Source organism: Pseudomonas sp. RIT-562 (genome assembly GCF_026241895.1).
In the GTDB taxonomy this organism is placed as follows: domain Bacteria; phylum Pseudomonadota; class Gammaproteobacteria; order Pseudomonadales; family Pseudomonadaceae; genus Aquipseudomonas; species Aquipseudomonas mandelii_F.
Genome location: NZ_JAPJIV010000007.1, coordinates 170245 through 193641, shown reverse-complemented (window position 1 = coordinate 193641; position 23397 = coordinate 170245). Strand labels below are relative to the sequence as shown.

Below are 23397 nucleotides of genomic sequence, written 5' to 3'. Positions count from 1 at the left end.
ATCCGGTACGAACACGTTAACGCATAGTAGTTCTTTATAGTCCGCCCAACGGGGTATCTCAAAAGTCCTGCACGATGCAATGAGTCAGGATTTTTCCAGGTTGGCCAGGATGTGTCCGTGAACCCGCATGCAAGTCTTCAAGTCCGCCTCGTCGACTCCCTCAAAGAGTTCCAGGCGCAATTGGTTGGCAATGGTTTCAATCTGTTCGATCAACGGACGGGCCGGGGCGCAGAGCACGATCTTCTTCGCACGGCGGTCTTCAACCACCGCTTGGCGCTGGACCAGCCCCTGACTTTCGAGGCTGTCGAGCAATCGGGCAAGGGTCGGACCTTCTACTGCAACGCTTTGCGCCAACTCCCTCTGGGTTGGCGGCTCTTCGAAACGTGCGAGGTGCAACAGCACCAGCCAACGGGCCTGGGACAATCCGAGGCCGGCCAGGCGGCGGTCCAGTTCGGCCCGCCAGCCCCGGGACATCTGCGCCAACTGCATGCCAAAGCGGTGTTGATCGGTTAACGGCATAAAAAACTCATGGTTAGACTGAAATAGAGAAAACCTAATTATTAGTCAGCTAAGCATGGCCGATGACTTGAAGCAAGGCTCGCTTTGTACTGAATCGTTACATCAGAGCAAGGGTTGTTTCAAATTTCAAATTCCGACTGCAGCGCGGCCCTCACGCAGTACAACACGCCCTCTGGAACCCGGCCGGCAAACATCGCGGCGATCTCGGCGACCGGCGGCAGTTCGCCTTCCCCGTCGAGGAACGCATCCTGGATTTCGCCCATCAACTCCTCCGGCAGATCCAACGCCTGCTCCAGGGACAACTGCTGCTTGCCAATCGCCTCGGCGAGCAGGGTGTACACATTCTTTTCCGAACACTGCAACTGACCGGCGATCTGCAGCGGCGTCATGCCTGCGCGGGCCAGGGTGATCAGTTCGTGACGCAGATCGGCGACCACCTTTGGCGCCTCGGCCTGGCCGCCCAGCACTTCGAGGAACGCCTCGCCGTAACGCTCCAGCTTGCGCGCACCGACTCCGCTGACCCGCGCCATTTCGGCCATCGAGCCAGGCTGGCTGCGGAGCATTTCGAGCAGGGTCGAATCCGGGAAGATGACGTACGGCGGCACCCCATGTTCTTCGGCGAGCTTGCGGCGCAATGCGCGCAAGGCTTCCCACTGCTCGCGCTCTTCGCCGCGAACCAGCTGGCTTGCCTGGCTCTTGCTGCTCTTCGCAGTGGTTTGAGGCTTGAGGTCGCGGCGCAGTTCCAGGGTCACTTCGCCCTTGAGTAACGGACGGCAGGTGGCGCTCAGCCGCAGGCCGCCATAGCCCTCAAGATCGATGTCCGCCAGCCCGCGAGCAACCAGCTGGCGAAACAGCGAGCGCCATTCGCTCTCGCCCAGCGCCTTGCCCACACCATAGACCGACAGGTGCTGGTGGCCGAAACTGCGGATTTTTTCGTTGTCCTTACCCAGCAACACGTCCACCAGATGCCCGACGCCATAGCGCTGGCCGGTGCGAAAAATCGCCGAGAGCGCCTGGCGCGCAGGCTCAGTGGCGTCCCACGTTTGCACGCCGTCGACACAGTTGTCGCAATGGCCACATGGCTGCGGCATGTCTTCATCGAAGTAGGCCAGCAGGGTCTGCCGACGGCAGCGGGTTTCTTCGCAGAGCGAAAGCATGGCGTCGAGCTTGTGCTGCTCCAGGCGCTTGTGCCGCTCGTCGCCTTCGGAGTTCTGCAGCATCTGCTTGAGCATCACCACGTCTTGCAGGCCGTAAGCCATCCAGGCATCTGCCGGCAGGCCGTCGCGCCCACCGCGCCCGGTTTCCTGATAGTAGGCTTCCAGGGATTTGGGCAAGTCCAGGTGTGCGACGAAACGCACGTTGGGTTTGTCGATGCCCATGCCGAACGCCACGGTGGCGACCATGATCAGGCCTTCTTCATTGAGAAAGCGCTTCTGGTGATAGGCGCGGGTCTCGTTGGGCAGCCCGGCGTGATACGGCAGTGCCGGGAAGCCCTGTTCACTGAGGAACACCGCGACTTCGTCGACTTTCTTGCGTGACAGGCAGTACACGATGCCGGCATCGCTGCGCCGCTCGGCGAGGAACGCGAGCAATTGCTTGCGCGGCTGTTCCTTGGGGACGATGCGATAGAAGATGTTCGGTCGGTCGAAACTCGACAGGAAGCGCTCGGCGTCTTGCAAATGCAGGCGATCGACGATTTCTTCGCGGGTGCGCTTGTCGGCGGTGGCCGTCAGTGCGATGCGCGGGACATTGGGGAACAGCTCGGCCAATTGCCCCAGTTGCAGGTATTCACGGCGGAAGTCGTGACCCCATTGCGATACGCAGTGCGCTTCGTCGATGGCGAACAGGGCAATTTCCAGGCTTTGCAGGAACGCCAGCATCCGCGGCTGCACCAGGCGCTCGGGCGCGAGATACAGCATCTTTACTTCACCGCGCTTGATGCGGTTGGCCAAGTCCCGTTGCTGTTCCGCACTGAGCGTGGAGTTCAGCGCAGCGGCGGCGACACCCAGTTCTTCGAGCGTGGCGACCTGGTCGTCCATCAACGCGATCAACGGCGAGACCACGACGGCGAGCCCTTCGCGCAGCAATGCCGGCACCTGGAAGCACAGGGACTTGCCGCCACCCGTAGGCATCAGTACCAGGGCGTCGCCACCACTGGCCACGCGCTCAATGATTGCACCCTGGCGGCCACGAAAGCTGTCGTAGCCGAAGATGTCCTTGAGGACGCGTTGAGCCTGTTCGAGCATAAAAACTCCAAAAATCACCGAAACATCCCTGCAAGGCTGGTCCAGAATCGCGCAGGCTGCACCGACGAATCGTAAGTGCGGATTGCATGACGCTGGCCATCTCAGCCATGACGCCGGCAGGGCATCGCAAAACGCGGGAGTATACCCGACGTGTCCTCTTCGAAGGGTGCCGCTTAGAAGACACATTAGGGCAAACATTGCATTCCCTATGAGCTTTGGGAGCTTTGGGAGTAAAGCTTGCTCGCGGTGGCGGCTTTGGGTGGACATATCCGTTTTTGCGGTTACGGCTGATATTGGTTCCGCTCTTACAGCGGGTTACTTTGAAAAAGCGCAAAGTAACCAAACGCTTTTTGCCCCACCACTTGGCACCTCGCCTAGGCTCGGTGTGCCCTCACTCCGGCATTACGCAGCGGGTCGCCGCGATGGGCCCTCCCTGGCCCAGCGCGGCTAAACCGGCATCCTTGCCGGTTTACCCGCTGCGCAACGCCTGCGTTCGGCCAGCGTGGTTAATGGGGCGTCCGTGATCACAAACCGGGCCGTGGCGGCCTACGGGCCGACCAAGGCATCAAGCCGGCGCGCTGCGCTTGTCTGGTTGTGCACAGACTTTGGAATGAGGCGGTTTTTGGAGCCTGCTTGCTGGCGATGGCGGTGGGTCAGGAGACATTGATATTGGATGACTCGCCGCCATCGCCGGCAAGCCGGGCTCCTACAGGGATGTGTGCCAGGCAGGGAGTGCCGGTTATCGTTCACGTCCATCGCGAGCAAGCTTTGCTCCCACAGGTATCACCATCTACAGGTACCACCATCCACAGGTATCGCCATCTACAGGTACCACCATCCACAGACACCACCATCTACAGGTACCACCATCCACAGACACCACCATCTACAGGTACCACCATCCACAAATCTCACAATCCACAAGTGTTCATTTCAAAATTGAGGGGATGTACACGCAAACGAGCGCAGCGAGCCGGCTTGATGCCTTGGTCGGCCCGAAGGCCGCCACGGCCCGGCTCTTAATCACGGACGCCCCATTAACCACGCTGGCCGAACGCAGGTATTGCGCAGCGGGTAAACCGGCAAGGATGCCGGTTTAGCTGCGCTGGGCCAGGGATGGCCCATCGCAGCGACCCGCGAAGCAATGCCGGAGCGAGGGCACACCGAGCCTAAGCGAGGTGCCAAGTGGTGGGGCAAGAAGCGTTTGGTTACTTTGCGCTTTTCAAAGTAACCCGCCGTAAGGGCGGAACCATAAGTAGCCGTGACCGCAGAAACGGATATGTACCCGTGACCAGATCAAAGACCACCCCACAAGGAATGTGCCGTTTCGCAAGGCCCCAAGGGCCAAATATGAGGCGCGGCTGGCCTGACTGCTCAAGAAGGCCTAGAATTCCCGCATATGTTTAATTCCCAAGGTAGCCCTTTAATGTCCTTCGCTGAGCAACTAACCCGCCTGCAAGTCTTCCTCGACGCCGATGAACTGCATGACGAGGCGCTGGACTACGTGGCCGCCCACGGCTACCTCACGGCCCTGTCGATCTGCTCCGAAACCGTTCCGGACCGTGAATGGATCGACGCACTGTTCGCCGAAGAACCGCATTACGCCGACGACACCGAGCGTGAAGCCATCGAATCCACCCTGCTCGCACTCAAGGCCCACATCGCTCGCCAACTGGCTTCCGATGAAGAATTCGAGCTGCCGTGCGAACTCGACCTTGGCGATGACCCGGACGATTCCGACCTGCGCGGCTGGTGCATCGGCTTCATGGAAGGCGTGTTCCTGCGTGAAGCAGCCTGGTTCGAGACCGCTGAAGACGAAGTCAGCGAAATGCTGCTGCCGATCATGGTCGGTTCGGGCCTGTTCGACGAGCAACCGGAGTTCTCCGACATCGCCGCCGATGCCAACCTGATGGACGACATGATCGTGCAAATTCCGGAGGCCCTGACCGCGCTGTACCTACTGTGCAACGCGCCTGACGAAAAGCCGGCCATTCTCAAGCCTCGTCATCACTAAGGTCCCGCCTATGGACAATCCCATAGGCAACCGCTCCCCGATGTTGCGCTACGTGCTGCTGGCCATTGGTTGGCTCAGCGTAGCGTTGGGAGTGATCGGGATCTTCCTGCCAGTACTGCCCACGACCCCTTTCCTGCTGTTGGCGGCCGCCTGTTTTGCCCGCAGTTCACCGCGCTTTTACCATTGGCTGGTGGAGCATCCGCGCCTCGGGCCGTGGATCCGCGATTATCTCGACGGCAACGGCATTCCGCTCAAGGGCAAGGTCTACGCCATCGGGCTGATGTGGGTGAGCATTCTGTTCTCCTGCTACCTGGTGCCGATGCCATGGGCACGCGCGTTCATGTTGACCAGCGCGGTGCTGGTGAGCGTTTACATCCTCAGGCAGAAAACCCTGCGCAAACGCTGATCGCCGAGTCAGCCGACGATATGCGCACCCCCACTGCAAACTCCGCCTAGACTCCATCCATCTGCACCCCGAGCAGCCCGACATGCCTCGTCGCCGGCGTAGTCCAGGATGGTCAACGCTCCGACTTCGGTTCGGCGGATGGCTGCTGCTGGCCAGTTTGCTGGTGCCTGGCCTGGGTTCGGTGTTTGCCAACTGGGATTATGCGCAGATCCTGCAAAACGCCCAGGCTCGCTACGGCGCGCTCGGCCCGGCACAAAGGCGGATAGAGGCCTGGAGCCAATTGCTGCAGGGTCAACAGGATCAGCCAGAGCGCGAGCAGCTCAATGCGGTCAACCGCTTCTTCAACCAGCAACTGACCTTTCAGGACGATACGCGCATCTGGCGCCAGATCGATTACTGGGCCACACCCGTGGAATCCCTGGTCAAGGGCGCGGGGGATTGCGAAGACTACGCCCTGGCCAAGTATTTCAGCCTGCGCCATCTCGGCGTTCCCAGCGACAAACTGCGCATCACCTACGTCAAGGCCCTGACCCAGAATCAGGCGCACATGGTGCTGACTTTCTACAGCAGCCCAACGGCCGATCCGCTGGTGCTGGACAACCTGGTGGCCGAGATTTCCCCCGCTTCACGGCGCAAGGACCTGCTGCCGGTGTATGCCTTCAATGCCGAAGGCCTGTACCTGCCGGGCGCCAACGGCGGCAAGCGGTCCAGCGACTCGAAAAAACTCTCGCGCTGGCAGGATGTGTTGAAAAAAATGCAGGTCGAAGGTTTCGCCGTGGGCGACGGCTAGTCTCCCTCGCAAGGTCTCGCAAGGAGCGTTTTATGTCACTGCGCAAACAATTGTTTCTCGCCATTTGCCTGTTCCTGCTGGTGGCGTTCAGCGGCAGCTTTTTTGTCAGCCTGGAAAGCTCCCGCGACCAGATGCTCGGCCAGTTGCGCTCGCACGCCCAGGACGCAGCGACGGCACTGGGATTGTCATTGACTGCGCAAGTCGACGATCCGGCCATGATCGAGTTGATGGTCAGCTCGATTTTCGACAGTGGCTACTTCACCAGCATTCGTGTGGTTGCGATCGCCGATGAGCAGGTGCTGGTGGAGCGCAGCGCCACGGTCCATGGCGAACGAGTGCCGCACTGGTTCGTCAGCCTGGTCGATCTGCGGCCCCAGGGTGGCGAGGCGTTGATCATGCGCGGTTGGGAGCAATTCGCCCGGGTCGAAGTGCTGAGCAACCCGCGATTTGCCCTCGCCAAACTGTGGGACAGCACCCTTGGCAGCCTGATCTGGCTGCTCATCTGCGGCCTGCTCAGCGCAGTGTTTGGCGGCTGGTTGCTGCGCCGGCAATTGCGCCCGCTGGACAAAATGGTCAAGCAGGCTGAAGCCATCAGCAAACGCGAATTTCGCAGCTTGCCGAAATTGCCTCGCACCCCGGAATTGAAACGCGTGGTGCTGGCGATGAACCAGATGGTCGAAAAGCTCAAGGCGCTATTCGCCGAAGAAGCCGCCCGCAGCGAAATACTGCGCGCCGAATCCTATCAGGACAGCCTCACCGGCTTGGCCAACCGCCGGTTGCTGGATGAGCAACTGGCCGATCACCTGCTGCTCGCCGAGCAGAGCAGTGACGGTCATCTGCTGATGCTGCGAATCAACGACCTGGCCGGCCTCAACCAACGCATGGGCGGACAACGCACCGATGCGTTGATCGGAGTAGTCGCGCAGTTGCTCAAGCGCTTGAGTGCTCTGCCCGAGCGTCGTACCTGGCTGGCAGCGCGCAACCGCGGTGGCGAGTTCAGCTTGCTGACGCCTGGATTGGGCCAGGAAGACGCGGTCCGCCTGGCCGCGGAGCTCAGTGCCACCCTGGAAAACCTGCGCCTGACCGGTGCCAGTGACAGTATGCCGGTGGCGCACCTGGGCATCGTCCGGTACCACCCGGGGGAATCCGCCAGTGCGGTGTTGCTGCGCGTCGATCAAGCCCTGATCCAGGCCCGGCAACACCCCGAGCGGCCGTGGATGTACCAGGACGGTGGTGACGACCTCCCAAACCAGTCCCACCACGACTGGCGCACCTGGATCGATGCAGCCCTGACCGAGGGCAATATGCAGCTGTATTTCCAGCCGGTGGTGCAATGCGCCGACACCAGCCAGGTGCTGCATCACAAAGTTCTGGCACGCCTGCTCGACCCGCAAGGCGAGGCGATTGCCGCCGGACACTTCCTGCCCTGGATCGAGCGTTTCGGCTGGTCGGCGCGCATGGACCTGGCGATGCTCGAAGCGACCCTGGACTACCTGATCGTCAACCGCTGGCCGCTGGCCTTAAGCTTGTCCGGCAGTACCCTGCGCGATCCGCTGCAGTTGGGGAAGGTCCTCGACATGCTCGAATCGCTACCCGATCTCGCGCCGCTGCTGACCCTGGAGATCGACGAACGCCAGTTGCCGCCGCCGCTGGAGTTGCAGCGCTTGTGTCATAGCCTACTCGACACCGGTTATCGCATCGGGCTGCAGCATTTTGGCGGCAGCTTCAGCCAGATCGGCAACCTGACTCAGCTGGGGTTGGCTTACTTGAAGATTGATGGGGCGTATATCCGCGGCATTGATCAGCAAAGTGACAAGCGCCTGTTTATCGATGCGATATTCCGTGCGACCAACAGTATCGATTTGCCGTTGATTGCGGAGATGGTGGAGACGCAGGGAGAGTTCGAGACGATCAGGGAGTTGGGGGTGTATGGGGTGATGGGCAGGCTGATCGGGCCGCCTGAGCCAATGTGAAGCCTTGCTCCCACAGTGCAATATTCAAAATTTCCGTCGGTTGATAGACCGCCATCCCCTTCCAGGGAATGGCGGTTTTCGTTCCTTCAACCCTCAGATCAAACCGTATCAACCTTCAACGAGTGGTCGTTCAACATTCCGTTGATGATGGTCGCCGTGTCATGCCCACCGGCCACCACACCACCTGCCCCCGGCGTGACGCCGTAATGACTGGCGAGGTTGACGCCGGCCAGGTCGATGGTCTGGTTCGGCGTGGCGCCGGCCATGGCGCTGACGTCGATGCTGGTGAGTACCGAAGCGCCGCTGCCGATGACCTTGAAGTGCAGGTAATCATCCAGCGAGGCTGCCGTGCCGTTTTCACCTTGCAGCAGTTGCGACAGGTCGAGCTTGTCGGTACCCGGGGTGAAGTCGGTGACCAGGTCATGCCCGGAATTGCCTTTGAGCCACTGGAAGGTATCCGCGCCGGCACCGCCCGTGAGGGTGTTGTTGCCCAGGCCGCCGATCAGGAAGTCATCGCCGCCTCCGCCGTTGAGGACGTCGTTGCCCAAGCCGCCGGTGATGACGTTGCTGTTGTTGTTGCCCGTCAGGCTGTCATTGAAGTTGGAGCCGGTGAGGTTCTCGAGCCCGGTAAGGGTGTCAGTGCCAGCGCCTCCGGTGTTTTGCGCGGTGAGCAGGCTGAGGTCGACCGTGACACCGCTGGTGGCATGGGCGTAGCTGACGGTATCGATGCCGGTGCCGCCGTCCAGCAGGTCGTTGCCCACCCCGCTGAACAGCAGGTCATTGCCGGCATCGCCGTGCAGTTCGTTGTTACCGGTGCCCGCCGTCAGCACGTCATTGCCATCGCCGGCATTGAGTATGTTGTTGCCCGTGCCGGCCACCAGTACGTCGTCGCCCGCCGTGCCGGTGAGCGTATGGCCGTCCTGATAGCTGATGGTCACATTCGCGCCGTCGCTGCCACCATGGGTGTCATTGGCGCTGTAGGCGCCATTGAAGTCCGGGGTGATGTCATGGGCGCCGGCGTAGTTGACCGTCATGGTCAGCTGGTAGTTTTCGGCATTGTTGGCGCTGACGCCGCCCCCGGAATTGCTGAGGTTGGTGACATGGATCTGATAGGTGCCATCGGCATCTGCGGTGATGGTCGCGCCATCGGCAATGGACACGAACGCACCGCCATTGAGCGAGTACTCCATGGCGATGCGACCGCCCGCCAGGTTGTGATCCAGATTAAGGGTCTCACCTTCTTTGAGTTTGACGGTGATGAGGTCTTCATCATTGGCATTGGCGTTGGTCACGGAGCCCAGGTAACCGGTGATGACCAGCACTGCGGTCATCGCTGCGGTGTTGGCGGCGAAGGACCCGCGCACATCCGCCAGGTTCTGGTTGGCCGCAGTGTTGGTGGTGCCCTTGAAGTTGATCGCGCCGCTGCCGACGAAGTCCGCGCCCTTGGCCACCCATCCGGTGTTGAAGGTCGTGGGTGTGGCGGTGAGTGTGTCGCCCTCGGGATCAGTGTCGTTGGCCAGCAGCAACTCGCCCGGTACCACGACGCTGCCCGACAACACGTTAGTGATGATGTGATCGTCGACAGCCACCGGCGCGGCGTTCGGCACGACCTTGACCACCAGGGTCGAGCTCGCCAGGTCGCCGTCGTTGTCGCTGACGGTGAAGCCGATGTTCTCGGTGATCACCACGTTCGTGGCTTTCTGCGAGGTGTAGTTGTATTCACCGGTATCAAGATTGATGACCAGCGTGCCGCCGTTATTGGTGGCGATGCTCAGGGAGTTGTTCGCCGTGTTGAATGTGCCGTGGTTGGCGCCGCCGCTGGCAATCAGTGAACCCTGGTTGCCCAGTGCCTTGGGGTCATAGGTATAGGTGGTGCCATCGACCACGATGGTCTTGATGAAACCGCCATCGGCACCAAAGTTTCCGCCCTCCAGCAAGGTGCCCGTGACTGGTGCGCCCTGCACGGTGCCCGAGAGTACCGAGTTGAGCTGGTTGAGATCGGTCACCACCACCGCATTGGTATTGGTGTGGGTGCTGCCGTCATAGGCCACCGGATCGAGGTAGGCATTGCTGACGCCGTTGCCCAGGCCGATTGCGTAGTTCTTGATGTTGTTGGCGTCGAGGAAGGCTTTGAGCGAGGCTTCGTCGGCCGCGTTGATGTCGCCTTCGTTGGGTTTACCGTCCGAGAAGAAGTAGCCGACGTTCTGCGCACCGGTCAGTTTGCCGGCGGTATTGAACGCGGTTTTCATGGTCGCCACGGCGGCGTCGTAGTTGGTACCGCCGCCCGCCGTCAGGCCGGAAATGATCGACTTGGCGGTGGCCACATCGACCCAGATCGCGGTCTTGTCGGTGGCGTTGCTGCTGAAGGTAACGATCTGCACCTTCACGTCGCCGAGGTCGTCGTACTTGTCGAGCAAGGCACTGATCGCCTGCTTGGCCAACGCCAGGCGCGACAGGCCCGGCACGCCGGAGGCATCAGCCATACTGCCGGACACGTCGATTACCAGCAGCAGGTTGGAATCGATTTCCACCGCCGCCACCGAGCGCTCGGACGCCACGGCCTTGGGCACGTCGTCGACGATGTTCACCACGATGGTGCTGGTGGTGGTGTTACCCAGGGCATCGGTCGCCTTATAGGTGAAGCTTTCGCTCAGGCTGTTGGGGCCGTCGTTGGCGTTCGGCGCGGTTTTCGGTGCCGAGGTCAACGTGTAGGTGTAGGTGCCGTTGGGGTTGAGGAGCAGTTGCCCATAGGCGCCGGTACCACTGCTGACCAAGGTGTAAGTGATTGCACCGGTCGCCCCGGTGACCGACCCGACCAGTGTCCCCGTGGAAGTTTCGCCCGTGTTGCCCGGATCGCTGCCGACCACGGTGCCCGCTGCCAGGTCGAGGCCGTCCTTGCTCAGGTCCAGGGCTTTTTCGTAGACCGTGACGTCGCTGTCGGACACCGCCTTGATGCAGCTGTTGGACACATCGATGGTGAGGGTGGTGGTGCTTTCATCGCCATCGGCATCGCGCACGGTGTAAGTGAACACGTCAGTCGCGCCCGGCACGCCTACCGAGTCTGGCCGGCTGTGATAAGTCGCGTTGCCGTTGGCATCCAGCGTCAGGTAACCGTAGGCACCATTGATGTTGGTGTTGAGACCGCCGCTGGCCGAGGTCGAAGTATCGCTGCCGGCGCGCACGCCCACCACTGCTCCGGTAGCGGCCGGGCCGTCCGAACCGCCGATGTCATTGACCAGCACGTTGGTGCCGACTGTCCCGCCCTCTTGCACATGCTTGAAGTCCGGATTGGCGCTGGGCAGGTCATCGATAATGTTGACGTTGATCTGCGCCGACGCAGTGCTGCCGTCGACGTCGTGCGCCACCACGTCGAAGTTCTCGACGATAGCGTTGGCGCCATCGGCCGTCGGATGAGTCTCGCTGCCCACCAGGGTGTAGCTGTAGCTGAGCACGCCAGTGGCGGCATCGAAGCCATTGATGGTGAGGAAGTTACCCAGCGGAGTGACCACGGTGTGCGGCAGGCCGACTACCGCGCCATTGGCGACCACCGCGAAGCCACCCACCACCAGGGAATTCAGGCCGTCGAGCGATGTGACGGTGAAGGTACCGGATTGGGTCAGCGCCGGCTGGTCGGGACTCGTGCCCCAGTCGAGGTTCTTCTCGTGGACCGTGAGTTCGCCGCCGTTGACGTCCAGGCCGCCGATGATCACCGGATCATCGTTGTTGTGGATCTGCAGTACCAGGTTCGCGGTACTGGTATCGCCGTCGGCATCGGTGATGGTGTAGGCGAAGGTTTCCGTGCCGTTGCCGCGACCTTCCAGGGCCTTGAAGTCTGCGTCATTGGTGTCCAGCGTGTAGGTGTAGGTGCCGTTGGCATTGAGCACCAGGGTGCCGTAGAGGCCGGTGAACGTACCCGGCGTGACGGGGCCGGCGTTCGGGCCAGTCGCGACAACGTCTGCGCCTTGCACGTCGTTGGTCAGGACATTGCCATCCAGGGTCAGGCGAGTTTCCGATGCAGTGTTGGCATTGCTGTCATTCACCGCCTGCGGCACGTCGTCGACGATGTTCACCACGATGGTGCTGGTGGTGATGTTCCCCAGGGAATCGGTCGCCTGGTAGGTGAAGGTTTCGCTCAGGGTGTTCGCGCCATCGTTGGCCTGCGGGGTAGTGCTCGCCGGCGAAGTCAGGGTGTAGGTGTAGGTGCCGTCGGCATTCAGTTGAATCTGTCCATGGTTGCCGGTGGCGCTGCCGACCAGGGCATAGGTGATCGCCCCCACCGCGCCGGTGACCGAGCCCACCAGCGTGCCGGAAGCGGTTTCACCGGTATTGCCCGGATCGCTGCCTGCGACGGTGCCCGCCGCCAGGTCCTGGCCATCTTTGCTCAGGTCCAGGGCTTTTTCGTAGACCGTCACGTCGCTGTCGGACACAGCCTTGATGCAGCTGTTGTAGACGTCGATGGTGATAGTGGTGGTGCTTTCATCGCCATCGACATCGCGCACGGTGTAAGTGAACACGTCAATCGCGCCGGGGCCGCTGACGGTGTTCGGGTTGCTGTGATAAGTCGCGTTGCCGTTGGCATCCAGCGTCAGGTAACCGTAGGCACCATTGATGTTGGTGTTGAGGCCGCCGCTGGCCGAGGTCGAAGCGTCGCTGCCGGCGCGCACGCCCACCACTGCACCGGTAGCGGCCGGACCGTCGGAGCCGCCGATGTCATTGACCAGCACGTTGGTGCCGACTGTCCCGCCCTCTTGCACATGCTTGAAGTCCGGATTGGCGCTGGGCAGGTCATCGATGATGTTGACGTTGATCTGCGCCGACGCAGTGCTGCCGTCGACGTCGTGCGCCACCACGTCGAAGTTCTCGACGATGGCGTTGGCGCCATCGGCCGTCGGATGAGTCTCGCTGCCCACCAGGGTGTAGCTGTAGCTGAGCACGCCAGTGGCGGCATCGAAGCCATTGATGGTGAGGAAGTTCCCCAGCGGAGTGACCACGGTGTGCGGCAGGCCGACTACCGCGCCGTTGGCGACCACCGCGAAGCCACCCACCACCAGGGAATTGAGGCCGTCGAGCGATGTGACGGTGAAGGTGCCGGACTGGGTCAGCGCCGGCTGATCGGGGTTGGTGCCCCAGTCTAGGTTCTTCTCGTGAACCGTGAGTTCGCCGCCGTTGACGTCCAGGCCGCCGATGATCACCGGATCATCGTTGTTGTGGATCTGCAGCACCAGGTTGGCGGTACTGGTATCACCGTCGGCATCGGTGATGGTGTAGGCGAAGGTTTCCGTGCCGTTGCCGCGACCTTCCAGGGCCTTGAAGTCCGCGTCATTGGTGTCCAGCGTGTAGGTGTAGGTGCCGTTGGCATTCAGCACCAGGGTGCCGTAGGTGCCCACGAATGTGCCGGCAGTGATCGGCCCGGCACTTGGCCCGGTCGGGACCCGGTCAGCACCCTGCACATCGTTGGTCAGCACATTGCCGCTAAGGGTTAGCTGGGATTCCGAGGCGGTGCCGGCGTTGCTGTCGTTCACGGCGCTGGGCAGGTCATCGACGATGTTGACGTCGAGGCTGGCATTGGCCGTGGTGCCGTTGTCATCAACCACGGTGACTGCAAATTGCTCGGACAGATTATTCGCGCCGTTGGCATTCGCGTGGGTTTCGTTATCGACCAGGGTGTAGCTGTAGCTGACCACGCCGGTGGCGCTGTCAAAGCCGGTGATGGTCAGGGTGCTGCCCAGCGGAGTGACCACAGACTGCGGGAAGCCGGCGCTCACGCCGCCCACCACCACGTTGATGCCGCCAACGCTGAGGGACTGCACGCCATCAAGCGCGGTGATGGTGAAGGTGCCGGTCTGGGTCAATGCAGTGGAATCCGCCGCACTGCCATCGCCGAGGTTTTTCTCGTAGACCGTCAGTTCGCCGCCGTTGACGTTCAGGCCATCGATGGTTACTGGATCGTCGTTGTTATGGATCTGCAGCACCAGGTTCGCGGTACTGGTATCACCATCGGCATCGGTGATGGTGTAGCTGAAGGTTTCGGTGCCATTGCCTCCGCCGTGCAGGGCCTTGAAGTCGGCATCGGTGGTGTTCAGCGTATAGGTGTAAGTGCCGTTGGCATTCAGCACCAGCGTGCCATAGACCCCGTTGAAGGTGCCGGGCGTGATCGGGCCGGCGTTCTCCCCGGTCACGACCCGGTCAGCGCCTTGCACGTCGTTGCTCAGCACATTGCCGTTAAGGGTCAGCAGGGTTTCCGAGGCGGTGTTGGCGTTGCTGTCATCCACGGCTTTGGGCACATCATCGACGATGTTGACGTCGAGACTGGCGTTGGCCGTGGTGCCGTTGTCGTCGACCACGGTGACCGCAAACTGCTCGGTCAGATTATTCACGCCATTGGCATTCGCATGGGCTTCGTTATCGCCCAGGGTGTAGCTGTAGCTGACCACGCCGGTTGTACTGTCGTAACCGGTGATGGTCAGCGTACTGCCTAGCGGGGTGGTGATCGATTGCGGGAAGCCGGCGCTCACGCCACCGCTGACCACGTTGATCCCGCCAATGCTCAGGCTCTGCACGCCGTCGAGTGCGGTGATGGTCAGCGTGCCGCTCTGGGTCAGTGCCGCAGAGTCCGGCGCGCTGCCGTCACCGAGGTTTTTCTCGTAGACGGTCACCTCGCCACCGAAGACGCCGAGCCCACCGATATCGATCGGATCATCGTTGTTGTGAATGTTCAGCACCAGGGTAGCAGTGCTGGTATCGCCATCCGAATCGGTCAGGGTGTAGACGAAGCTTTCCGTGCCGCTGCCACCGCCATGCAAGGCTTTGAAATCCGCGTCGTTGGGGTTCAGCGTGTAGGTGTAGGTGCCGTTCGGATTGAGCACCAGGGTGCCGTAGGTGCCGGTGAAGGTACCGCCAATGACCGGTCCGCTATTGGGTCCGGTGGGAATGCGGTCAGCCCCCTGGATATCGTTGGGCAGCACACTGCCGGTCAGGGTCACCAGGGTTTCCGAGGCCGTATTGGCGTTGCTGTCGTCGATCGCTTTTGGCGCATCGTCGGTGATGTTGATGTCCAGGGAACCCGTAGCAGTGTCGCCATTGGTGTCACCCGCCACCACGGTGAACTGTTCGCTGAGCGAGTTCGCCCCCTCGCCCGCCGAATGGGTGTCGTTGCCATTGAGGGTGTAGCCGTAACTCACCACGCCAGTGGCCGGGTTGTAGCCGGTGATGGTCAGGGTGTTACCCAGCTGCGTGGTGATCGACTGCGGCAAGCCTGACGCCACGCCACCGCTCATTACGTTGATGCCGCCAACATTGAGGTTCAGCAGGCCATCGGGCGCGGTCACGGTGAAGGTGCCGTTCTGGGTCAGCGCCGACGGATTGCTGGCCGTGCCCTCCGGAAGGTTGGCTTCGTTGAGCGTTAGCTCGCCGCCGGTGGTGTTGAGGCCGCCGAGCGTGACGGGGTTGTTGACCACGGGCGGAACCACGACCGGCGGTATGACGTCGTCGATGCCGTCATCAAGGTTATCGTTGGGATCGTTGAAAATCCGCTCCAGCGGGAATTCAGGAATACCGTTGAAGCCTGCCGTCGGGAAACCAATGTTCGGGTCGACCCGGCCACCCACTTCCTCCAGCAGGACAAAACTGTGACCACCACCCAACCCGCCTGATGGATTGCCACCGGTCGGGCCGGCCGCAGTGGCTTCACCGGTTTGGGTCGGGTCTTCACCCGCGGCGATGGCTCTTTGCAGGCGTTCGACGTCGGTCAGCTGCGCTTCACTCGGCGCCACGGCTTCCGGTGTCTGCACATGGGGCACCTGATGCGCGAGCAGCTGGGAGGTCATTTGCAGGCTGCTGTCTCGCCCAAGGGTCAACTCCTGGCCGTTCTGCAGCTTCACCGCCACCGCCCCTTCGGCCCCGGTGACCAATTGATCGCCGGCAAACAGCCGATCGCCCTCGACCAGCGCGCGTCGGGTGCCATCACCCGCTACAGCAACTACCTGACCAATGACTTTAGTGACGATACCGATGAGCGTAGCCATGTGCATTTCCTCCGCTGCCAACCGTTGCCGGCAACCTGTTTTTGCGAAGAGCGTGCTCACGGGTAAAGCCAGAAACCAGGCGGATCGACTACCAGGCCAGGATTTTTTCCGGGTTATTCCCGGGTAAATCATGGCCCTGGCGACATTCTCGCCAAGCCTGTCGCTTGCCGGTGATACGCGCCCGATTTAAATAAACCCAATGCATTCAATGGCTTTGGGCTACTAATCGGCAAAAATGATCACCTGACAGCGATGCGTAACAGTCCTGAACCAGCAAAGTGACAAAAAAACGTCACCCCCAAACTGCCCCGCCTCCTTCCCCTCCAGCACTTCATCGTCCTTTGTAGATAAATGGATGGAACTTTCGATTTGCCCTTGCAAGCTCCCTAGAGCTCGTAATACAAGGGTTCCACGAGTGAACAATGTGCTGGATTTTTCAGAGCGCATAAGTTTTTTTTGGCATAAGAGTTATGAGAAAAATTTCTTAGCTTTGCTCTAGAATGTTCTTAGCTCTGTTGTTACAAGCTTGAAACGGTTTTCACTATAAATGCCGTCAAATATTTGGCGACTGATAAGCATCATTAGGAATCAGGGAGATGTACCCATGCGCGTTTTAACCCCCCTCTGCAGCGCGATTTTGCTGGCCATGGCCTGCACGTCTCAGGCCCAGGCTATGTCCTTGACCGAGGCAATCCAAAGCACCATTGCAACTCACCCGGAACTTGCCTCACGCGTGGACGCGCGGCTGTCCGCGGACGAAGAAGTCAAAATCGCCAAAGGGGGCTTCTATCCATCTGTCGATCTGAACGCTGCTTACGGTCGCGGCTACAGCGATAACACCAGCACCCGCGCCCAGGGCAATCACCACACGGAGATCCTGACTTACACCCAGTCGGAGCTGCGCCTGCGGCAGATGCTGTTTGACGGCTTCAACACCGCCAACGAAGTGGAACGCACCAAAGGCGTGGTCAATTCCCGGGCCTATTACGCCCAAGGCACCGCACAGGACCTGGCCCTGCGCACCATCGAGGTCTACCTCGAAGTGCTCAAGCGCCGCGAACTGGTGACCCTGGCCAAGAACAACCTGCAAGCTCACCTGCGCGTCAACGACCAGATCGGCCTGCGCACCGAGCGCGGGATCGGCAGCACCGCCGACGCCGACCAGTCCACCGCTCGTCGTGCACTGGCGCAAAACAACCTGGACACCGCCGAAGTCGACCTGGCCGATGCCGAATCGAACTTCTACGCCGTGGTAGGTCGCCTGCCGGATGAACTGGAAACCCTGCCTTCGACTCGCGGCGAAGTGCCGGCCTCCCTGCAGGAAGCCCAGCAGAGCATGGTGGAGAACAACCCGTACCTGAAATCCGCCCAGGCTGACGTGCAGTCCGCCGAGAGCCAGTACGAAGTCGCCAAGTCGCCGTTCTTCCCACGCTTCGACGCTGAAGCGGCAGTGGGTGCGAACAACAACGTGCAAGGCGATGAAGGTCACGACAACGAGTGGCGGGTTGGTGTGGTGATGAACTACAACCTGTTCCGCGGCGGCAGCGACAAGGCTCGCCTGCAGTCCAACGCGCACCAGATCAACCAGGCGATGGACATCCGCAACAATGCCCTGCGCCAGCTCAACGAAAATATCCACCTGGCCTGGAACGCCATGCTCAACGCGAAGAAGCAGACGCCGACCGCTCGCGAGTACGCCGAAACCACCAAACGCGTACGTGCGGCCTACCAGGATCAATTCGGCCTCGGCCAGCGCACCTTGCTGGACGTGCTCGACAGTGAAAACGAACTCTACAACGCCAACCGTCGCTACACCGAAGTTCGCTACACCGAGGAATACTCGATGTACCGCATCCTCTCGAACATGGGTCTGTTGCTGAGCAAACAACGCGTGGTGCTGCCTGCCGATGCGATCGCCCAGAGCGAAGTGAAGAACGAAGCCCGCTTGCCTGAATTGAGGTAATCCGCGCAGGGCGTTGTGTTGATGGGGCGGCAGTTCAACTGGAGCGATCAATTTGACCAGCATGGAAACCGGCAACACTGGTGTCGATCCGCGTCTTGGCTTCGACGACCCGCTTCTTGACGGGCTATTGATCCTCTGCAAACTCCACGGCGCGACGGTCAGTCGCGCCAGCCTGAGTGCCGGGCTGCCCCTGAACAAACAACGCCTGAGCCTGGACCTGCTGCCCCGCGCAGCAGCCCGGGCCGGTTTGCAGGCGCGTGTCCTGCGCCGCGAATTGGCGGACATCTCCGCTCTCAACCTGCCGGTCATGCTGATTCTCGGCAATGGCCGCACGGCGATTCTGCGACGTCTCGGCGACGATGGCCGGTTGCTGATTTTGCCCAGTGAAGCCGACGGCGGCGAACAATGGGTCAGCCGTGAAGAGCTGACTGAAAATTACAGTGGCCAGGCCTTGTTCGCCCGGCCACGCCATGAACTTGAAGACCTGCGCTCGCCCTTGGTGCCGCGGGTTGAAGCGTGGTTTCGCGACACGCTCAAGCTGTCGAAATGGCTGTACAGCGATGCCATCCTGGCGAGTTTCCTGATCAACCTGCTGGGCCTTATGGTGCCGCTGTTCGTCATGCAGACCTACGACCGGGTCGTGCCGAACCAGGCCACATCAACCCTGTGGGTGCTGTCCATCGGCTTGCTCATCGGTACCGGCTTCGAACTGGTGCTGCGGGTGGTACGCGCGCACTTGCTGGACACCGCTGGAAAGAAAACCGACGTGATTCTCTCGGCCACTTTGTTCGAGCGCATCACCGGCATGTCGATGAAAGCGCGGCCGGCCACCATCGGCGGGTTTGCCCAGAGCATTCATGACTTCCAGGGCCTGCGGGAATTTCTCACTGCAGTGACCCTTACCAGCCTGATCGACCTGCCTTTCGCCGTGCTGATGCTAGTGGTGATCGGTCTGCTGGGCGGCTGGCTGGTGGTGATCCCGCTGCTCGCCTTCCCGATCACCATCATCTTCGCGATGATCATCCAGGCGCGCCTGCGCGACACCGTGCAAAAAAGCCTGACCCTGGGTGCGGAACGCCAGGCCCTGCTGATCGAAACCCTGGGCGGCCTGGAAACCCTCAAGGCCTGCAGCGCCGAAAGCGAACGTCAGCACAAATGGGAAACCACCCACGGCGCCCTGACCCGCCTCGACAGCCACGCACGCAACCTGTCAGCCCTGGCCACCAACGGCACCCTGTTCATCCAGCAATTTTCCGGCATGGCGACCATCGTCGCCGGGGTGTACAGCATCATCGCCGGCAACCTCAGCGTCGGTGCGCTGGTGGCCACCTACATGCTCGGCAGCCGGGTACTGGCGCCGCTCGGGCAGATCGCCGGCCTGATCACGCGTTACCAGCAAGCGCAGCTGACCATGAAAAGTACCGATGCGTTGATGGGCCTGCCCCAGGAGCGCGACGCCCGGCAACGTCCGTTGGAGCGCACGCAACTGCAGGGCGCCCTCGACGTCAGCGGCGTGACCTTCCACTACAACGGCCAAAGCACCCCGGCGCTGCACAACGTCAGTTTCAGCATGAAGCCCGGTGAGCGCATCGGCATCATCGGCCGCAGCGGCTCGGGCAAAAGTACCCTCGCCCGCCTGGTGATGGGGTTTTACACCCCGGAAGAAGGCCAGTTGCTGCTCGACGGCCTGGACCTGCGACAACTCGACGTCGCCGACTTGCGCCAGCAAATCGGCTACGTCGCCCACGACCTGCCGCTACTGGCCGGCAGCCTGCGCGACAACTTGACCCTGGGTGCGCGCTATATCAGCGACTCGCGGATGCTCGAAGTGGCCGAACTCACCGGCGTCACCGAGCTCGCTCGCCAGCATCCGCAAGGCTTCGATCGCCCGGTGGGTGAACGCGGGCAACTGCTTTCCGGTGGCCAGCGCCAGGCCGTGTTGCTGGCCCGGGCCTTGTTGCTCGACCCACCGATCATGCTGCTCGACGAGCCCACCAGCGCCATGGACAACAGCAGCGAGGACGTCCTGCGGCAAAAACTCCACGATTGGGTCCAGGGCAAGACCTTGCTACTGGTCACTCACCGCACCTCCATGCTCAGCCTGGTGGACCGGCTGGTGGTGCTGGACAACGGCCGGATCGTCGCCGACGGTCCGAAGGAAGCGGTCATCGATGCACTGCGCAAGGGCCGCGTCGGCTCTGCGGCGGTCTAGGAGTTGCCCATGGCCCGATCATCATCCGACTTGCCTGATTCAAAGCCGCGCGGTTACTTCGGCAGTTTTCGCAAAAGCGCCGAGAGCGAGTTCATGCCGGAAACCGCAGGCGCGACGTTGCAGGATTCCCCTCGCTGGTCGCGAATCACCGTGTGGCTGGCGGCCGGGCTGATCGTCAGCGCGGTGGTCTGGGCCAAATTTGCCGTGCTCCAGGAAGTCACCATGGGCGAAGGCAAGGCGATTCCGTCGAGCAAGGTCCAGGTGATTCAAAACCTCGAGGGCGGCATCGTCACCGAAATTTTTGTCCGCGAGGGGCAAATGGTGAACAAGGGCGACACCCTGCTGCGTCTGGATGACACGCGTTTCCTGTCGAACAAGGGCGAGAGCGAGGCGGATCGATATGCTTTGACCGCCCAGGTCGAACGCCTGTCCGCCGAGGCGGAAGGCCGGCCTTTCAAGTTGTCGGAAGAGGTGATTGCCAAGGCGCCGCAAGTGGCCGAGGACGAACGCTCGTTGTATGAACAACGGCAACGCCGACTGGCGAGTGAACAACGCACCCTGAGCGAGCAACTTCGGCAAAAAACCCAGGAACTGGCGGAATTTCGCTCGAAACAAGGCCAATTCAGTTCCAGCCTGGCATTGCTGCAGCAAGAGATGAACATGTCCGCTCCACTGGTCGGTACCGGGGCGGTATCGCCGGTGGAGATCCTCCGACTCAAGCGCAGCGCGGTAGAAATCCGCGGTTCGCTGAATGCCACCACCCTGGCAATTCCCCGGGCGGAATCGGCGATCGCTGAAATCAAGAGCAAGATCGACGAGTCGGAACAATCGTTCCGCTCAGACGCCGCCAAGGAGCTCAACGAGAAACGCACCGACCTGTCGAAAATAACCGCTTCGAGCATTGCCATCGATGACCGCGTAACCCGCACCACGGTGGTCTCACCGGTTCACGGGATCATCAAGGTATTAAAGGTCAACACCATCGGCGGCGTGGTCCAGCCCGGCAGCGACATGGTGGAAATCGTGCCGCTGGAAGACAACCTGCTGATCGAGGCCAAGGTCCGCCCGCAAGACGTGGCATTCCTGCATCCGGGGCAACGGGCGATGGTCAAGTTCAGCGCCTACGACTACACGATCTATGGCGGGTTGAAGGCGAAACTGGAGTTGATTGGCGCGGACACTATTACCGACGACAAGGGCAACAGCTTTTATCTGATCCAGGTGCGCACCGACAAGAACCACCTGGGCGGAGATGCCAAGCCGTTGCTGATCATTCCGGGGATGGTGGCGACGGTGGATATCATTACCGGGGAGAAGAGTGTGCTGGATTATCTGCTCAAGCCGGTGTTGAAGGCGCGGACCGAGGCGATGCGCGAGCGGTAGGTCTGGCCGGAGTTTGTGGTGCTTGGGCTACCGCTATCGCGAGCAGGCTCGCTCCTACAGGAGTGAGCCTGCTCGCGAAGAGGCCGGCACCGGCAACACCTAATTCGGCCCATGGTTGCGCAAATACACCGCCTCCCCCATCGCCGCAATCTGCCCCTCGATCAACGCCTCGAATGGCTTCAGCAGTGGTTCGAAAGAGCTGGGCGCTTCCAGCACCTGCAACGCCTGCACAATCGCCTCCACCGTCGACAAAGCCCCCGGCCCGGGTGCCTTGCGCAGGCGATACCGGGACACCCCGCCCGCCGCCAGCGTCACCCGCGGCAACGCCGCCAGCAACGGATTGAGGTACAGCATCTTGCGCGCCTTGCGCCAAGTGCCGTCCGGGACCACCAGCAACAGTGGCTGATCATCCCCAGCATAACCCTGCAACGTCTGCGCATCCTCGGCTGGAAACAGCAGCCGCGCGCGATAACCCGGCTGATTCAACAGCGTCGGCAAATCCTCGAACACCTCGCCGACGATCAGCTCGGCATTGCGCAGGCCAAGCGCGGCCAACCGTGCGGTATTCAACGCGTGGTTCACTTCGCTTGGATGCTGCAACAGCAGCACCCGGGTGCGGCTATCGAGGCTCGGGATCAAGCGGCACAGGCAATGGGTTTCTGGACGCAGACAGCGCGGGCAATGGATTCTGGACATTATTTCAAGCCTGGTTGAGTTGCGCTTTCAGCAGGTCGCGGAAGGTCTGGATCAGCGGTTCGCGGCTGCGGCCACGGCGCACGATCATGGAAAACGGCGCTTGATAACCGAAGGTCGCCGGCAGCAACACCCGCAGGTCACCCTTGTCGGCCCAGGCCTGGGCGTAGTGTTCGGGCAAATAACCGATGTAGGCGCCGGACAGCACCAGGATCAACTGCGCCTCCATGCTCTCCACCGTCGCGGCGCTGTGTTTGAAACCGTGGCGCGCCAGCTCCGCCTGGCTCCAGTAACCGCGACCGACCATGCGCTGCTGGGTGATGACCTGCTCGGGGATGCGGCGCTCGGCGAACAGCGGATGCCGACTGCTGCAGTACAACCAGTGCTGCTCGCGATACAGCGGCATGTAGACCAACCCGCTCATGCGCGTTGAGAACGCGCCGATGGCCAGGTCCAGGCGATTGTCTTGCACGCCGAGTTGCAGCTCGTAGGGACTCATGACCGACAGGTGCAGGTGCACGGCCGGGTGCTCCTGGCTGTAGGCGCCGATGGCTTCGGCGAACGGCAGGGCCTTGTCGCTGACGGTGGAGTCGATGACTCCCAGGTTCAGTGTGCCGCGCAACTCGCCCTTGAGCGCTGCGGCGTATTGCTCGAACCCTTCGAGCTCAGCCAGCAGCCGCAGGGTTTCCTGATGGAACAGCTCGCCCTTGCTGGTCAAGCTGAAACCACCACGCCCGCGATGGCAAAGCACCAGGCCGAGGGCGGCTTCGAGCTGGCTCATGTAAGTGCTGATGGCCGAGGTCGAGAGGTTGAGTTCCTGTTGGGCAGTGGCAAACCCCTGATGGCGAACCACGCTGACGAAGATGCGCAGCAGTTTCAGGTCGGGTAAAGCGTTGGCCATGAGGGCACTCCAAAACACCGGCAAAATCATTTCTCCGCGTAGGAGCTGTCGAGTGAAACGAGGCTGCGATCTTTTGATCTTAAAAAAGCAACGTCAAAAGATCGCAGCCTCGTTCCACGAGACAGCTCCTACGGTGAATAAGTCTATCGCCAGCGCGGCCATTAGTTTAGAAAAATCTGAACTAAGTATTTGTTCGTAGCGATTCTTCCCCGCCACTACATTTCGCAGAATCGGCGCCTAATGCAGCTCCTAATATAAAAAAGATGAGGCCTG

The 23397-nt window shown here is 61.3% G+C and carries 12 protein-coding genes; 7 read left to right on the top strand and 5 right to left on the bottom strand.

Annotated elements, in window-relative coordinates:
- Nucleotides 1-84 precede the first annotated feature (84 nt).
- On the bottom strand, nucleotides 85-519 hold the full coding sequence (locus ORL50_RS11805; RefSeq protein ID WP_266014573.1) for a MarR family transcriptional regulator: 435 nt from the start codon (nucleotides 517-519) through the stop codon (nucleotides 85-87).
- Between the two features lie 119 nt (nucleotides 520-638).
- The gene (gene recQ / locus ORL50_RS11800; protein WP_266014570.1) at nucleotides 639-2765 is read right to left on the bottom strand and encodes a DNA helicase RecQ; all 2127 of its coding nucleotides are present in this window, start codon (nucleotides 2763-2765) and stop codon (nucleotides 639-641) included.
- A 1426-nt stretch (nucleotides 2766-4191) separates the two neighbouring features.
- Between recQ and ORL50_RS11795 the strand changes: the two genes are divergently transcribed.
- From ORL50_RS11795 to lapD, 4 genes are all read left to right on the top strand, one after another.
- Nucleotides 4192-4779, top strand: coding sequence for a UPF0149 family protein (locus tag ORL50_RS11795; RefSeq protein WP_266014567.1), 588 nt, complete (start codon nucleotides 4192-4194; stop codon nucleotides 4777-4779).
- Between the two features lie 10 nt (nucleotides 4780-4789).
- Nucleotides 4790-5185 carry a YbaN family protein gene (locus tag ORL50_RS11790; protein ID WP_266014564.1) on the top strand — a complete coding sequence of 132 codons (396 nt, stop codon included), beginning with the start codon at nucleotides 4790-4792 and terminating at the stop codon, nucleotides 5183-5185.
- Nucleotides 5186-5267: 82 nt separating this feature from the next.
- Nucleotides 5268-5975: a cysteine protease LapG gene (gene lapG, locus ORL50_RS11785; RefSeq protein WP_266014561.1), complete on the top strand. Its 708-nt coding sequence runs from the start codon at nucleotides 5268-5270 to the stop codon at nucleotides 5973-5975.
- Between the two features lie 32 nt (nucleotides 5976-6007).
- Complete coding sequence (gene lapD / locus ORL50_RS11780; RefSeq protein ID WP_266014558.1) at nucleotides 6008-7948, top strand: cyclic di-GMP receptor LapD; 1941 nt, start codon at nucleotides 6008-6010, stop codon at nucleotides 7946-7948.
- Between the two features lie 98 nt (nucleotides 7949-8046).
- Here the strand turns inward: lapD and ORL50_RS11775 are convergent, their stop codons facing one another.
- Complete coding sequence (locus ORL50_RS11775) at nucleotides 8047-15972, bottom strand: retention module-containing protein (protein ID WP_266014555.1); 7926 nt, start codon at nucleotides 15970-15972, stop codon at nucleotides 8047-8049.
- A gap of 604 nt (nucleotides 15973-16576) precedes the next feature.
- On the opposite strand from ORL50_RS11775, the gene ORL50_RS11770 reads away from it, so the two are divergent.
- The 3 genes from ORL50_RS11770 to ORL50_RS11760 are packed head-to-tail and all read left to right on the top strand — an operon-like array spanning nucleotide 16577 to nucleotide 21530.
- Complete coding sequence (locus ORL50_RS11770; protein ID WP_266014552.1) at nucleotides 16577-17935, top strand: TolC family outer membrane protein; 1359 nt, start codon at nucleotides 16577-16579, stop codon at nucleotides 17933-17935.
- A gap of 52 nt (nucleotides 17936-17987) precedes the next feature.
- The gene (locus ORL50_RS11765; protein ID WP_266014549.1) at nucleotides 17988-20147 is read left to right on the top strand and encodes a type I secretion system permease/ATPase; all 2160 of its coding nucleotides are present in this window, start codon (nucleotides 17988-17990) and stop codon (nucleotides 20145-20147) included.
- Between the two features lie 9 nt (nucleotides 20148-20156).
- Entirely contained in the window at nucleotides 20157-21530 is a 1374-nt protein-coding gene (locus ORL50_RS11760; protein ID WP_266014546.1) for an HlyD family type I secretion periplasmic adaptor subunit, read from the top strand.
- A gap of 99 nt (nucleotides 21531-21629) precedes the next feature.
- On the opposite strand, the gene ORL50_RS11755 is transcribed toward ORL50_RS11760, so the two are convergent.
- Complete coding sequence (locus ORL50_RS11755; RefSeq protein ID WP_266014543.1) at nucleotides 21630-22226, bottom strand: tRNA-uridine aminocarboxypropyltransferase; 597 nt, start codon at nucleotides 22224-22226, stop codon at nucleotides 21630-21632.
- Nucleotides 22227-22230: 4 nt separating this feature from the next.
- Entirely contained in the window at nucleotides 22231-23124 is an 894-nt protein-coding gene (locus ORL50_RS11750) for a LysR family transcriptional regulator (RefSeq protein ID WP_266014540.1), read from the bottom strand.
- Nucleotides 23125-23397: the final 273 nt, after the last annotated feature.

Bases quoted from the DNA above. Each gene is read 5' to 3' on its own strand.
- ORL50_RS11805 (WP_266014573.1), bottom strand. From the start codon at position 519: ATGCCGTTAACCGATCAACACCGCTTTGGCATGCAGTTGGCGCAGATG.
- recQ (WP_266014570.1), bottom strand. From the start codon at position 2,765: ATGCTCGAACAGGCTCAACGCGTCCTCAAGGACATCTTCGGCTACGAC.
- lapG (WP_266014561.1), top strand. From the start codon at position 5,268: ATGCCTCGTCGCCGGCGTAGTCCAGGATGGTCAACGCTCCGACTTCGG.
- ORL50_RS11755 (WP_266014543.1), bottom strand. From the start codon at position 22,226: ATGTCCAGAATCCATTGCCCGCGCTGTCTGCGTCCAGAAACCCATTGC.
- ORL50_RS11750 (WP_266014540.1), bottom strand. From the start codon at position 23,124: ATGGCCAACGCTTTACCCGACCTGAAACTGCTGCGCATCTTCGTCAGC.
- lapD (WP_266014558.1), top strand. From the start codon at position 6,008: ATGTCACTGCGCAAACAATTGTTTCTCGCCATTTGCCTGTTCCTGCTG.
- ORL50_RS11790 (WP_266014564.1), top strand. From the start codon at position 4,790: ATGGACAATCCCATAGGCAACCGCTCCCCGATGTTGCGCTACGTGCTG.
- ORL50_RS11795 (WP_266014567.1), top strand. From the start codon at position 4,192: ATGTCCTTCGCTGAGCAACTAACCCGCCTGCAAGTCTTCCTCGACGCC.
- ORL50_RS11770 (WP_266014552.1), top strand. From the start codon at position 16,577: ATGCGCGTTTTAACCCCCCTCTGCAGCGCGATTTTGCTGGCCATGGCC.
- ORL50_RS11775 (WP_266014555.1), bottom strand. From the start codon at position 15,972: ATGGCTACGCTCATCGGTATCGTCACTAAAGTCATTGGTCAGGTAGTT.
- ORL50_RS11760 (WP_266014546.1), top strand. From the start codon at position 20,157: ATGGCCCGATCATCATCCGACTTGCCTGATTCAAAGCCGCGCGGTTAC.